General features: G+C 33.4%; 18 protein-coding genes and 1 tRNA gene. 9 read left to right on the top strand and 10 right to left on the bottom strand.

The window, feature by feature from the left end; all coding sequences use genetic code 11:
• The first annotated feature begins 48 nt into the window (after positions 1-48).
• Positions 49-999, top strand: coding sequence for a replication factor C small subunit (locus ACX12B_RS00990; RefSeq protein WP_459352211.1), 951 nt, complete (start codon positions 49-51; stop codon positions 997-999).
• A 3-nt stretch (positions 1,000-1,002) separates the two neighbouring features.
• Here the strand turns inward: ACX12B_RS00990 and ACX12B_RS00985 are convergent.
• The 3 genes from ACX12B_RS00985 to ACX12B_RS00975 all read right to left on the bottom strand — a co-directional run bounded on the left by ACX12B_RS00985 (position 1,003) and on the right by ACX12B_RS00975 (position 2,308).
• Positions 1,003-1,086: transfer RNA gene (locus ACX12B_RS00985), tRNA-Ser, on the bottom strand.
• A gap of 80 nt (positions 1,087-1,166) precedes the next feature.
• On the bottom strand, positions 1,167-1,703 hold the full coding sequence (locus ACX12B_RS00980) for a 4Fe-4S dicluster domain-containing protein (protein ID WP_459352210.1): 537 nt from the start codon (positions 1,701-1,703) through the stop codon (positions 1,167-1,169).
• A 113-nt stretch (positions 1,704-1,816) separates the two neighbouring features.
• Entirely contained in the window at positions 1,817-2,308 is a 492-nt protein-coding gene (locus ACX12B_RS00975; protein WP_459352209.1) for a 4Fe-4S dicluster domain-containing protein, read from the bottom strand.
• Between the two features lie 110 nt (positions 2,309-2,418).
• Here ACX12B_RS00975 and ACX12B_RS00970 point away from each other — a divergent pair, with 110 nt between their 5' ends.
• Positions 2,419-3,084: a translation initiation factor IF-6 gene (locus tag ACX12B_RS00970; RefSeq protein WP_459352208.1), complete on the top strand. Its 666-nt coding sequence runs from the start codon at positions 2,419-2,421 to the stop codon at positions 3,082-3,084.
• On the opposite strand, the gene hisS is transcribed toward ACX12B_RS00970, so the two are convergent.
• A complete protein-coding gene (hisS, locus tag ACX12B_RS00965) occupies positions 3,065-4,348 on the bottom strand; it encodes a histidine--tRNA ligase (protein ID WP_459352207.1) in 1,284 nt (427 codons plus the stop codon). The two genes, ACX12B_RS00970 and hisS, sit on opposite strands and share 20 nt — an antisense overlap.
• Positions 4,349-4,430: 82 nt before the next feature.
• Between hisS and ACX12B_RS00960 the strand changes: the two genes are divergently transcribed.
• Together ACX12B_RS00960 and ACX12B_RS00955 are read left to right on the top strand one after the other, a co-directional pair.
• Positions 4,431-4,610, top strand: a complete 180-nt coding sequence (locus tag ACX12B_RS00960; RefSeq protein WP_459352206.1) for a DUF1059 domain-containing protein — start codon at positions 4,431-4,433, stop codon at positions 4,608-4,610.
• Between the two features lie 247 nt (positions 4,611-4,857).
• Positions 4,858-5,019 carry a hypothetical protein gene (locus ACX12B_RS00955; protein WP_459352205.1) on the top strand — a complete coding sequence of 54 codons (162 nt, stop codon included), beginning with the start codon at positions 4,858-4,860 and terminating at the stop codon, positions 5,017-5,019.
• A 10-nt stretch (positions 5,020-5,029) separates the two neighbouring features.
• On the opposite strand, the gene ACX12B_RS00950 is transcribed toward ACX12B_RS00955, so the two are convergent.
• On the bottom strand, positions 5,030-5,569 hold the full coding sequence (locus ACX12B_RS00950) for a DedA family protein (RefSeq protein WP_459352204.1): 540 nt from the start codon (positions 5,567-5,569) through the stop codon (positions 5,030-5,032).
• A 90-nt stretch (positions 5,570-5,659) separates the two neighbouring features.
• Here ACX12B_RS00950 and ACX12B_RS00945 point away from each other — a divergent pair, with 90 nt between their 5' ends.
• From ACX12B_RS00945 to trxA, 5 genes are all read left to right on the top strand, one after another.
• Positions 5,660-6,028, top strand: coding sequence for a VOC family protein (locus tag ACX12B_RS00945; protein ID WP_459352203.1), 369 nt, complete (start codon positions 5,660-5,662; stop codon positions 6,026-6,028).
• 42 nt (positions 6,029-6,070) lie between these two features.
• Positions 6,071-6,487: an archease gene (locus ACX12B_RS00940; protein ID WP_459352202.1), complete on the top strand. Its 417-nt coding sequence runs from the start codon at positions 6,071-6,073 to the stop codon at positions 6,485-6,487.
• Between the two features lie 120 nt (positions 6,488-6,607).
• Positions 6,608-8,221 carry an Ig domain-containing protein gene (locus ACX12B_RS00935; RefSeq protein WP_459352261.1) on the top strand — a complete coding sequence of 538 codons (1,614 nt, stop codon included), beginning with the start codon at positions 6,608-6,610 and terminating at the stop codon, positions 8,219-8,221.
• Between the two features lie 24 nt (positions 8,222-8,245).
• Entirely contained in the window at positions 8,246-8,392 is a 147-nt protein-coding gene (locus tag ACX12B_RS00930) for a hypothetical protein (protein WP_459352201.1), read from the top strand.
• A gap of 44 nt (positions 8,393-8,436) precedes the next feature.
• The gene (trxA, locus tag ACX12B_RS00925) at positions 8,437-8,838 is read left to right on the top strand and encodes a thioredoxin (protein ID WP_459352200.1); all 402 of its coding nucleotides are present in this window, start codon (positions 8,437-8,439) and stop codon (positions 8,836-8,838) included.
• A gap of 2 nt (positions 8,839-8,840) precedes the next feature.
• Here trxA and infB read toward each other — a convergent pair whose 3' ends face one another.
• From infB to rpl7ae, 5 genes are read right to left on the bottom strand one after another with little or no spacing between them, the layout of a single operon-like run.
• Positions 8,841-10,622: a translation initiation factor IF-2 gene (gene infB, locus ACX12B_RS00920; protein WP_459352199.1), complete on the bottom strand. Its 1,782-nt coding sequence runs from the start codon at positions 10,620-10,622 to the stop codon at positions 8,841-8,843.
• Positions 10,623-10,628: 6 nt separating this feature from the next.
• Positions 10,629-11,030 (bottom strand): nucleoside-diphosphate kinase, encoded by a 402-nt coding sequence (ndk, locus tag ACX12B_RS00915; protein WP_459352198.1) that lies wholly within the window; start codon positions 11,028-11,030, stop codon positions 10,629-10,631.
• A 2-nt stretch (positions 11,031-11,032) separates the two neighbouring features.
• Positions 11,033-11,233, bottom strand: a complete 201-nt coding sequence (locus tag ACX12B_RS00910) for a 50S ribosomal protein L24e (RefSeq protein WP_141976663.1) — start codon at positions 11,231-11,233, stop codon at positions 11,033-11,035.
• 9 nt (positions 11,234-11,242) lie between these two features.
• Positions 11,243-11,455, bottom strand: a complete 213-nt coding sequence (locus ACX12B_RS00905; protein WP_012214609.1) for a 30S ribosomal protein S28e — start codon at positions 11,453-11,455, stop codon at positions 11,243-11,245.
• The gene (rpl7ae, locus tag ACX12B_RS00900; protein WP_012214608.1) at positions 11,452-11,838 is read right to left on the bottom strand and encodes a 50S ribosomal protein L7Ae; all 387 of its coding nucleotides are present in this window, start codon (positions 11,836-11,838) and stop codon (positions 11,452-11,454) included. Before rpl7ae ends, ACX12B_RS00905 begins: the two co-directional genes overlap by 4 nt.
• Positions 11,839-11,846 lie beyond the last annotated feature (8 nt).

Below are 11,846 nucleotides of genomic sequence, written 5' to 3'. Positions count from 1 at the left end.
CAATAACCAATTCGGATTTATTAGTGGGAATTGCTTCCATGTACTCATATGACTGCAACTGGAATGTGGGTAGAAAAATATCGACCAATGAAACTTTCTGAAGTAGTCAATCAAACAGAGATAATTGGCAGTCTTGAAGCTTTAATCAAAGATCCAACAGATATGCCACATCTATTATTTTCAGGATCAGCAGGTGTTGGAAAGACAACTACTGCATTATGTATTTCAAGACAGATTTTGGGAGATTATGCTAAAGACTACACACTAGAATTGAATGCATCTGATGAGAGAGGAATTGGAATGGTCAGAGAAAAAGTAAAAAAGTTTTCAAGATATGCAGGTATGGCAGACGTTCCATTCAAAATTATCATTTTAGACGAAGCAGATGAAATGACCTCTGATGCTCAAACAGCACTTAGAAGAATTATAGAAGACACTGCAAAAATTTGTCGATTCATCTTGATTGCAAACAATATCTCAAAAATTATTGATCCTATTCAAAGTAGATGTGCAACTTTCAAATTTACATCAGTCCCAGAAGAAGATATCATAAAAAGACTAGAAGAGATTGCTAAAAAAGAAAAAGTAAAGTCAGACAAAAAAGGGCTAAAAGCAATTTATGATTATTCTGAAGGAGATCTAAGACATGCAATTAATCTCATGCAAGCTACTGCCAGTTTGGGTTCAATTTCTGAAGAAAACGTAAAGGCATCAGCAGGATTAACAAAAACAACAGATGTCGATGAAGTTCTAAAAATTGCATTATCTGGAAAAATTTTAGAAGCTAGAGAAAAAATGATTGAGTTAATCAAAGTTTATGGAATGTCAGAATCTGACTTTTTGAAATATTTGAATTCTGCAGTATTCAAATCAAAACATGATAAATTATCAGATATTTTAGAGGTAATTGCAAAATATGATTACAGAATTTTAGTTGGATCAAATTCAGAAATTCAATTATCTGCAATGCTAGCAGAACTTGCTAAAATAGAAAAGTAAAAACGCAGAGAGAGGGATTTGAACCCCCGTATGCTTGCGCACACAGGCTCTCAAGGCCCGCGCCCTACCGAGCTAGGCGACCTCTGCAAAAAATTATGGATTGTAGACATTAAAATTTGTTGAGGATAAGTTGAATTTGTAAAAATAAGAAAAAAGAAAAAATTTCTTTAATCGTGTGCGTGTGGATTGTTAGAGGTTGATTCCATTTTTACATAAGAGCCATCAGCTTTTTCGTGATACTCTAGGTAAGATGGTTCAATCAGGATTGCGTGTGTTGGACATGCTTCTTGGCAAGCCATACATTGTGTACAATCATGCTCTCTAATTGGCATTGATTTATCTGTGTAATCTAGACGTTCATCTTGTTCTGTTAAACCAGTTCCATCAAAAGTTGCATTTAGAACATCTTTTGCTGGGATGTCTTTTTCAGTTCTATACCACTGGAAGGTTTGAACAGGACAGACACTCATACAAGAACCTGCGGCAACACAAGAATCCCAATCAACTGCTACAGTTGTACCGTGAATTCCAAGAGGAACTTGTTCTTCGCCTCTTGCTTCATATGCTGCTTTGACATTTTCATCTGAAAATGCTTCACCATCAGTTCTGCCTTTACCCCAGATGAAGTGTTTATTTTCACCATCTGAGTGCAATGTCTTTCCAACGACTTCTAGATTTTCAACAAATTTCTCATCTATTGGCATAAGTTATTTTATTTTAAAATATTATTTAAAGCTAGATAAAATTAGTCGTGACTAAACTAGAATAGATCGGTAAAAAACAATAAAAATAAAAATTCTAAAAATAATTTTGGATTCTAAAGAGTTTTTGCAGCATTCTCATGTTTTTCAACATTTGATTGATCTACTTTGATTGCTTGTGGAGGACAAACAGAAACACATGCCATACACCAAATACAATCATGTTCTCTAATTGGATCTGCCTTGTCAGTCATATCTTTTCGTTCATCTTTGACAGAACTACCAGTTCCTTCAAAAGTTTGACCAATGACATCTTTTGCTGGGATGTCTTTTTCAGTTCTATACCACTGAAAAACTTGCACAGGACATGCTTCAATACATGCACCATCGGCAACACAAGAATCCCAATCAACTGCGACCATTGTTCCACTTACACCAAGAGGAACTTGTTCTTCGCCTCTTGCTTCATATGCTGCTTTAACATCAGCATCTGAAAATGCTTCAGCGTCTGATCTTCCAGGACCCCACATAATATGAAAATGTCCTTCCCCATCTGAAATTTTTCCTAATGGTTTTAGACCTTCGGGGAAATTTTCTGCTATTGGCATGATGTGCTTTTCATTCAGTTATTATTTAAAGCTAGACTAGCTTAATTGCATAATTCTAGTCATGGATTGATCCCTTACGTTCATAACGTTGTACGATCAATTTTTGGGATATGGATATTATCAAATTTGATGTATACCGTGGCCCAAACATCGGAGTTTACATTAGTGTTAATGATAAAATAATTTTACTTCCAATGGGATTTGCAAAAACTAAAGCGGAAAAACTGGCAAAATATCTTGGAGTAGATTATCTTTTCACATCAATTGCAAATACCAGATTAATTGGTGCATTATGCATAATGAACAACAATGGAATTTTGTTACCTAAAACTGCATATCAAAATGAATACGACTTTATCAAAAAAGAATCAGATTTGGAAGTTGGGGTATTAGATTCAAAATTGACTGCATTAGGAAATGTAATTTGTGCTAATGATAAAGGAGCAGTAGTATCACCGTGGTTGTCAAAAGAAGATTGTCAAACTATTTCAGATGTATTGGGTGTTGAAACAATTCAGAAAAAAATTGCTGGATTCAATCAGACAGGAGTTGTAATGGTGGCAAATAATTCAGGGGCTGCAATCCATCCTGAAGCAGATGAGGAAGATATGAAGACATTTTCTAATTTATTAGGCGTAAAAATAGAGCAAAGTTCTATCAATAATGGGATTCCATATGTATCATCAGGAATTCTAGCAAACAATAATTGTATTGTAGTAGGTTCACTGACTACAGGTCCAGAGATTATGATGTTAACTAGAGCTTTTCTAAATTAAGAACAGAATTAGGATCCTCAGTCAATTTTTCTATAGAAATAGTTCCTTCTTTTCCATCCATCATATCATGTAATACAACATTTCCATTTTCAAGTTCTTGCGGTCCAACAATTATAGAATATCTTGCATTTCCAGCATTATCCATTTGTTTTTTTAGATTACGTCCTGCAAGATCAATATCAGCTGGAATATTGTTTAATCTCAATAATGACGTGATAGAATGAGCAACTTTTTGCATCTCTTCATTTATGTAAACAACTGCAACCCTATTTTGTAAAACTTCAGGGATTATTTTTTGTTCTTGCATTGTAAGAATAATTCTTTCTACTCCTCCTGCAACACCAGTAGCACCAATGTCATCTCTTCCAAATGCTTTTGTTAATGTATCATATCTTCCTCCACCTGCTAATGCACCAAGTTTTGAGTTTTTGTCAAAGACTTCAAAAACTATTCCAGAATAGTAATCCAAGCCACGAACTATACCAAAATTAATTCGAACATTTGATACTCCTCTATTTTCTAAGGAATCAAATAGTTGTTCTAGTTCATCCCATGATTCTAGTTGTGTAGTATCAAAAATTTTTTGGACTTCAGAAATTGTTCCCTTTACTTGAGAAAATTCCAGAATTTTTTCAAGTTTTGTAGAATCATATCCTTTTTTTGTAAATTCAGTTAGAATTTCATCTTTTGATTTTTTTGCAATCTTGTCAATTGCTCTTAGAATATCTGCTACTTTATCAGAATCACTAGTTTCAAAGATTTTGTTGATATATGATTCAACAAGATTCCTGTGGTTAATGTCAATTACAATATCTTTGAGTAATAACGAATCAAACAAACGTGATGTTAATTCAATTATTTCAGCCTCAGATTCTAGAGTTTTCTTACCATAAATTTCAACATCCCATTGGTGAAAATACCGATATCTTCCTTTTTGAGGTTCATCATATCGAAATACCCCACCAAATGCAGAAATTTTTGCTGGGAGTTTCATGGATTTTTGAGCAGTAGCATATCTTGTCAAACCCATTGTGAAATCAAAACGTAAAGCAACCTCACGATCTCCTTTGTCTTTAAAATAATAGATTTCATCTCTTATTGCAGGGCCAGATTTTGTTTCTAGTGTTGATAATGACTCTAAAACAGATGGTTCCATAAATGAAAAACCATACAAATTAGATAATTTTTTGAAATGATTTCTTATATGTTCAATGTTTGAGTTTTCAATAGCCTCAAAGTCTTTCATTCCTCTGGGGAGTTCCATAATGATTATTTCATAAGGTGTTATGATTTAGATATTTCTTTATTGAAAAATCAGATAAATATCTCTAAAAATTATTAAAATCATGACAAAAAGCATTAGTTGTTCAGATGCAGGTAAAGACTGCGGATGGTCAGCATCAGCAGATACTGAAGAAGAATTGATGACAAAAGTTACTGAACATGTACTAGCAGAACACAAAGAGATTGAACTTAATGAAGAAAGTATCTCTAGTATCAAGTCACTAATCAAAGAAACTAGTTGATATAACTATGCAAAACTAGGCAGTTTTCAAATTTTTAAAAAAAATGAACAATTGATTAGTAATTTCTTTTATGTAATAATTCTATCCTAATTCATGTTTACACAAGAAGATAGTAAATTTATTGAAAAATTAGCCAAATGGGCAGAATTGATTGGAGTAAATTTAGACAGAGATCTAGAACAAGTCTAGTCCTAAAAATGGGAATTTCCAATTACCTTAAAATCATAAAAGCATATGCGAAGAACAAATGAAACTAGTCTGTATGCATTGTGGTAAGGAGTTTGAAGGAAATAATGAAAAATTCTGCCACAATAGCTGTAGAGATGCACATATTATTTCATTAGAAAACAAAGTAAGAGAATCAGTAAAAAATGATCCTAGTCATACCAGAAAAATAAGCAGGGAATAAAAATCAATTTTTATGATGTTGGATTAGTTGCAAGTCCCATTGCTTCGCCAAAATAATATCCAGAAAGAATAGTACCAGCAGACCAAATACAAGAACCTGCAAATGTGTACAAGACAAATTTTGGAATTTTCATTTTAAGTAAACCTGCAGGAACTGAAATCATTTCACGCATAACAGGAACCATTCTTCCAAGAAAGACTGCCTTGTCACCATATTTTTCAAACCAATCTTCAACACGTTCTAATTTTTTTTCAGAGATTCTGAAATGCTTTAGATAACGTAGTAAAACTACTCTTCCAAGCTTTAGAGCTATAAAGTAAATTGAAGATGTTCCTATAGTAGCACCAATAGCACCAAGAATTATCATAGGAACTACTCCAATCAGAGGGATCCCTTGTTGTGATGCTAGAAATCCAGCTGTAGGAAAAACTGCCAAAGTAGGAATTGGTGGAACTATAGTTTCGAGTAAAGCTGCCAAGAATATGCCTTCATAGAGATGATCTCCCAAAAATTCAGTAATAAAAACAAGAAATGAGTCAAATGGTTCCATTTGATTCTGAAAATAAAGTCGTACTAAATTACTTTACGAGTAAAAGATAGAATTAGAAATTATTTTATGACTAGAAATTAAGAAAAAAGTATGCCACGAGTTTCACATTTTGATATTCCATCTGACAATCCAGAGAGAACTCAAAAATTCTATAAAGAAGTTTTTGATTGGAAATTTGAAAAATGGGATGGGCCAATGGATTACTGGATGATCCATACTGGTTCTGAAGAAGAATCAGGAATTAATGGAGGATTATCAAAGAGAATTCCAGGCCAAATTGGCATAACAAATACAATTACAGTTACATCAATTGATGAATTTTCAAAAAAAATTATTGAAAAAGGTGGACAAATTATCGTTCCAAAAATGGCAATTCCAAAAGTAGGATGGTTTGCACAATGTACAGATACTGAAATGAATGCATTTGGAATCATTGAAATGGATTCTAAAGCAGAGTAATACCAACTAGATTAATAATTAGAAAGAAATCAAAACATACAATTGAGTTACAAGTTTTTAGAACATGCAACAGATGCGATAATTGAAGTTACAGCTAAAGATCTTAAAGAAGCATTTGCAGTTACAGCAGATGCAGTAATTAATTTAACACTTGATCAAGACAAGGTAAAAGAAAAAGAACAAAGAGAATTTTCAGCTAAAGGAAAAGACTTGCAATATTTGTTGTTTAATTGGTTAGAAGAGATTCCTTTTTTGTTAATCACCGAAGGATTTGCAATTAAAAGAATAGAATTCGATATAATTCAAAATAAAGATTATAAAATAAACGCTACAGCATACGGTGAACCATTAGATTTTAAAAAGCATAATTTCAAAGTGGAGATAAAGGCCCCAACATTTTATGATATGGAAATCAAGCAAAATGGAGGAGTTTTTATGAGATTTTTACTTGATTTGTAATTTTTGTAAAAATTTCTTAGCAAAGCATAAGAAGAAATTATACGTGTTTTTTAAAAGTCTCAAAATCAAAAGAATCTTGTGCGTACAAAATTTGGAATATTTGGAGTATTTTCATTATTCATGCTTATGATAACACCAGCTTATGCAGATGTAACTTCAGTTTCATTGGACAAGAGTTTTTTCACTATAGATGAGAATTTTAGTTTTAGCGGCGAACAAGATGGAAAAGATACTGTTTTTGTTATAATTCGTGATCCAAACGGAAATTTCAAAGGAATGCTTTCTGATCCATCACCTGATCAAGGAGAATTTGAAGTAATACCAAGACCAGTATCAAGTTTCTTTGATAATCAAGGAATCTATAATGCTACAGCATTTACTGATGATCAAAAAGAAGAAGAAGGAATTGTTATACAAATCGAATATGATGGAAAGAAAATTTTTGAGATTCCTGATTTTGTTTTGGAATTAAAACCAATTCCAGATAAAGAAGTTGATGAGTTAAAAACAGTTTCATTCACTGTAGAAATAACAGATAGTTCTGTTGAAGATGAAGTATACAGTTTAGAAAATAATCCACCTAGTGGTGCAACAATTAATTCTAGTACAGGTAAATTTGTATGGACTCCATCAGGTTCTCATGGAAATAACCCAGGTGCAAAATACACTTTTGATATTGTTGTAACAAAAGGTAGTCAAACAGATAGAGAAACAATAACTATTACAGTTAACGAACCTACAGCAATTCCACCTGAACCAAAAGTAACAAAACCTGAACCAGAAGAAAAAACAGAAACAAAACAAACAACATCAGAACCTCAAGAATTAGAAATTCCAGCTCCATTTGTGGATGAAACAAAAGATCCTCAAAGTTATGTAGATAGGTACAATGAAGAAGCAAGTTACAAAAAATGGTTTGATGATAATTATCCTCAATATTCTTCAATTTATCAGGCAGTAGGATTAGAGGAACCTCTAGAAATTCCAGCTCCATTTGTGGATGAAACAAAAGATCCTCAAAGTTATGTAGATAGGTACAATGAAGAAGCAAGTTACAAAAAATGGTTTGATGATAATTATCCTCAATATTCTTCAATTTATCAGGCAGTAGGATTAGAAGAGCCAAAGATATTAGCACCATTTGTAGATCCAAATCTAGATCCACAATACTATGTAGACAGATACAATAATGAAATTACATACAAAGACTGGTTTGATAAAACATATCCAGAAATGACAATTTATGAGGCAGTAGGATTAGAAGAGCCAGAAGTTGTGGAGCCAGAATTTGGAGAGTGTGGTGAAGGAACAAAGTTAGTAGATGGAAAATGTACCATTATTCCATCAGAAAGTAAAGGTGGTGGTTGTTTAATTGCAACTGCAGCATATGGTTCTGAGATGGCACCACAGGTTCAATTTCTAAGAGAAATTCGTGATAATCAATTAATGAATACTGATTCAGGAATATCATTTATGACAGGATTCAACCAAGTTTACTATTCATTCTCACCATACATTGCAGACATGCAAAGAGAAAATCCAATGTTCAAAGAAATGATAAAGATCGGAATCACACCATTGTTATCGTCATTATCAATTATGGAATATGCAGAATCTGAATCACAAGTTCTTGGATATGGAATTGGTGTGATATTGATTAACATTGGAATGTATTTTGCAGTACCAGCAATGTTGTTTTTTGGAATAAGAAAAGTAAGACGAGTTAGGTTTTAATCATAATACTTTTTGATAAACAACATGGGAAAGCTAAGTAGAAATCTTCGAATTTGTGGAGATTGTGGAATTGCATACACATCTGTTAGTTTTACAAAATATATCGATCAATGTCCCATTTGCAAATCAAGAAGATTTGAAGCAATTCCCATAAAATCTGCTGATGAATAATTTTTCAATATAGATTTTTTAGTAGAATAGATTTTGATATGATATTGTCTGAAGACCCAGAAATTGAAAAAATCAAACAGAGAAAATTAGAAGAAATGCTAAAACAGCAAAATCAGCCTAAAGTTGAGCCGGGAATTATTGATTTGAATGACTCCAATTTTGAGCAGACAGTTTTGGCTGAAAATCCAACTTTGGTGGATTTTTGGGCAGAGTGGTGCGGACCATGTAAAATGATGCATCCAGTATTTGAGAGTCTATCAAAAAAATACCCCAAAGTAAAATTTGCAAGAGTTAACGTAGATAATAATCAAAATATTGCAATGAAATTTGCAGTACAATCTATTCCAACATTTATCATGTTCAAATCAGGACAAATTGTTGATAAAATGATGGGTGCAGTAGGAGCTCCCGGAATCAACATGATTTGTCAGAAACATTCACAATAAAATTAGTAAGCATAAGCTGCTTCTTTCTTTCTTTGAATTTCTACTATTTCATTTAGTACTTCTTGCTCATCAGAACTTAGTTTATGCATGAATTTGTTTAGTAGTTGTTTTGCTTCATGAGAGGGTGGAAATGTATAAAATACTTCTTCTTCAAAAATTTGTCTTCCAATGGTTACATCTTGAACCGAGCAAGCAACTTCATCACCTGTTTTTGCTGAAGTTACTGTTTTTTTATCATGTTGAAGTTGGTGTATATTTCCAATTTTACGTCCATCAGAATTCATAAATGGAATTTTGTGTTTTAAAGTTCCAACATCTACTCTAATTCCAAAAACTGCAGGATTGTTATTTCTAAACACCATTCCTTTAAGAAAAGTAAATTTAGAGACAGGGGTTAATTCAGAAAATATTGCATCTTCTTCATGCGCAGTATCTTCTTCAACCCAAGCATTGTAATTGTCAATTAAACTATAGATTACTTTGTCTTCAAAGACTTTGATATGACTGATTTCTGATTCTTCTTTTGCATCAGGTAAAATTTTAACATTAAATGCTAAAACAATCCCCAAATGTCTATCTTTTTCTTTTATTGCCTTTGCTTCAATTACATCACGTCTATTTACAGGACCAATATCGGCTTTGGCGACAGGTACTTGGGAGCGTCTAAGCATCTCAACTATAGCTTCAAGTGAACCAATAGTATCACATTTTAGAATAATTCCATTAGTTTCAGTATCTACAAACACGGATTTCATTTCAGATTCTATGAGATTGGTGTATTTTGTAATCTCATCATCATTTCTTGCAACATAGAGTGTACTTCCTGGGAGAACGCCTTCAAGTTCAGGGGAGACAATCTTTAGTCCAGCTGCTGCATCTACTTGAGGAGTTGGTTTGAACTTATCACGAGGATCACGCATCTCATCAAGTGCTTTTGGGAGTAACAATGCTTTTAGTTTTGTAACAATTACACCATCACGTTTTGCAACAACAATACTGTCTTCTTTTCTGATAGAACCATCAATTAAGATAATATTTGCAGTTTGTCCCAATCCGACTTCATCTTTTACTTCTAAAACAATTCCACGAGGATCTTTTTCCTCTTGATTTAGTCTTTTTTGTAGATATTGTTGAGTTAATCCCACTAAAACACTAAGAAGTTCAGGAATTCCAACACCAGAACGAGCAGAAATTGGAACAATTGCAATTTCAGATTTAAAGTCCTTTACACGATAAAATGCCTCAGACTGATATCCTAAAACAGAAAGTGTTCCTACCACATCATAGATTTTTTGATCAAGATCAGCTTGAATGGATGCATCTTGTTCTTTGATTGCTTGTGAAATAAAAGAAGTATCAGACTTTCGCCATCCAGAAATTTGATCACATTTGTTTAAAGCTACAACAAAAGGAACTTTTCTACTCTGTAAAATTTTGAGACTTTCATTTGTTTGTGGTTGAAATCCACGATTAACATCAACAACTAAAATTGCAATATCAGCAGCAGAACCACCACGAGAACGAAGATTTGTGAATACTTCGTGTCCTGGAGTATCAATAACTAAAATTCCAGGAACTTTATTTTCTGATTGTTCAAGTTTCTTGTATAATGATCCACAAGTTTCTTTGATTGTTTCAGTGGGTAGAAAACTTGCACCAATGTGTTGTGTGATTCCTCCAGCTTCTCTGCCTTGAACACCAGTTCCACGAATTCTATCTAAAAGGGATGTTTTTCCAGAGTCTACGTGACCAAGAACTGCCACTATGGGCTGACGAATTTGCAAATCAGATCACTCAAATGCTACCCTCGATTCGTGATCAAAACTTTCTTGTGAATCTGATGCATGAATAATATTTTCACTAAATCCCAATCCAAAGTCACCTCTAATAGAGCCAGGTGCAGCTTCAAAAGATTTTGTTGCACCAATCATTATTCTAGTAGTTGCAATTGCATTATTACCTTCAATAATTGCGGCAACCACTGGCCCTGATGTGATAAATGATGTTAATTCACCAAAAAATGGTTTGTCTTTATGAACACCATAGAAGTTTTCTGCTTGCTCTTGAGTAAATGTAAACATCTTTAATTTCAAAATTTTGAATCCTTTTCTTTCAAATCTAGAAACAATTTCACCAATTAGATTTCTAGCCACTGCATCTGGCTTTACAATGAATAATGATTTTTCAGTCAATTTTACTTCTTTCTAATTCCGCCTTTAACGTATTTTTTTGTCCACTTGAATTTTCTTGGATCACGTTTAAGATCTAGTGCATTCTTTTTGCATTTTGCTGAACAAAACCACAACACCGTTCCATCATTTTTTGCAAGCATTGTACCAGAACCTTTTGCAACTGGTCTGTTACAGAAATTACATGGTTTAACTAAAAGACTCATTCAATTCACCTATTTGATCTTCTTTGCTTCTCTCTCTGTTTCTCTTAGCATCAGAATTTCTCCTAATCTAACAGAACCTTTGACGTTTCTAGTAAGAATTCTACCCTTATCTTTTCCAGTAAGAACTTTAACTCTAACTTGAATTACTTCACCAGCAATACCAGTTCGTCCAACAATTTGAATAATTTCAGAATGAACTACTTCATCAGTTGTAGCGCTCATTGATCAGTCTTTCCACCTTTAATTTTAGCAATTGATGAGACAACTTGGTCTACAATGTGTTGTGCGTCACCAGCATCCAAAATTGCTGCAGCGGCAGAAGTAATGTCAATACCTAATGATTTGCCTAATTCTTGTTTACTTGGAACAAATGCAAATGCTGCTCCTTGTTCTTCACAGAGAATTGGAAGATGTGCAACTACCTCAGGAGGTTCTACATCTTCAGCAATGACAATTAATTTGCTAGTACCACGTTCGATTGCCTTGGTTGCTTCGTTAGTTCCTTTCTTGACTTTGCCACTGGTAGATGCAACTCTAACAGCCTCCAAGATTGGATTTACGAGGTCCTCTGGCGTCTCAAATTTAACATAATATGCTTTTCCCATACTTCGTC

This window comes from Nitrosopumilus sp. S6 (assembly GCF_054515815.1).
This window is presented reverse-complemented; position numbering and strand designations above follow the sequence as displayed.

Bases quoted from the DNA above. Each gene is read 5' to 3' on its own strand.
- ACX12B_RS00990 (WP_459352211.1), top strand. From the start codon at position 49: ATGACTGCAACTGGAATGTGGGTAGAAAAATATCGACCAATGAAACTT.
- ACX12B_RS00980 (WP_459352210.1), bottom strand. From the start codon at position 1,703: ATGCCAATAGATGAGAAATTTGTTGAAAATCTAGAAGTCGTTGGAAAG.
- ACX12B_RS00975 (WP_459352209.1), bottom strand. From the start codon at position 2,308: ATGCCAATAGCAGAAAATTTCCCCGAAGGTCTAAAACCATTAGGAAAA.
- ACX12B_RS00970 (WP_459352208.1), top strand. From the start codon at position 2,419: ATGGATATTATCAAATTTGATGTATACCGTGGCCCAAACATCGGAGTT.
- hisS (WP_459352207.1), bottom strand. From the start codon at position 4,348: ATGGAACTCCCCAGAGGAATGAAAGACTTTGAGGCTATTGAAAACTCA.
- ACX12B_RS00960 (WP_459352206.1), top strand. From the start codon at position 4,431: ATGACAAAAAGCATTAGTTGTTCAGATGCAGGTAAAGACTGCGGATGG.
- ACX12B_RS00955 (WP_459352205.1), top strand. From the start codon at position 4,858: ATGAAACTAGTCTGTATGCATTGTGGTAAGGAGTTTGAAGGAAATAAT.
- ACX12B_RS00950 (WP_459352204.1), bottom strand. From the start codon at position 5,569: ATGGAACCATTTGACTCATTTCTTGTTTTTATTACTGAATTTTTGGGA.
- ACX12B_RS00945 (WP_459352203.1), top strand. From the start codon at position 5,660: ATGCCACGAGTTTCACATTTTGATATTCCATCTGACAATCCAGAGAGA.
- ACX12B_RS00935 (WP_459352261.1), top strand. From the start codon at position 6,608: ATGCTTATGATAACACCAGCTTATGCAGATGTAACTTCAGTTTCATTG.
- ACX12B_RS00930 (WP_459352201.1), top strand. From the start codon at position 8,246: ATGGGAAAGCTAAGTAGAAATCTTCGAATTTGTGGAGATTGTGGAATT.
- ACX12B_RS00910 (WP_141976663.1), bottom strand. From the start codon at position 11,233: ATGAGTCTTTTAGTTAAACCATGTAATTTCTGTAACAGACCAGTTGCA.
- ACX12B_RS00905 (WP_012214609.1), bottom strand. From the start codon at position 11,455: ATGAGCGCTACAACTGATGAAGTAGTTCATTCTGAAATTATTCAAATT.
- rpl7ae (WP_012214608.1), bottom strand. From the start codon at position 11,838: ATGGGAAAAGCATATTATGTTAAATTTGAGACGCCAGAGGACCTCGTA.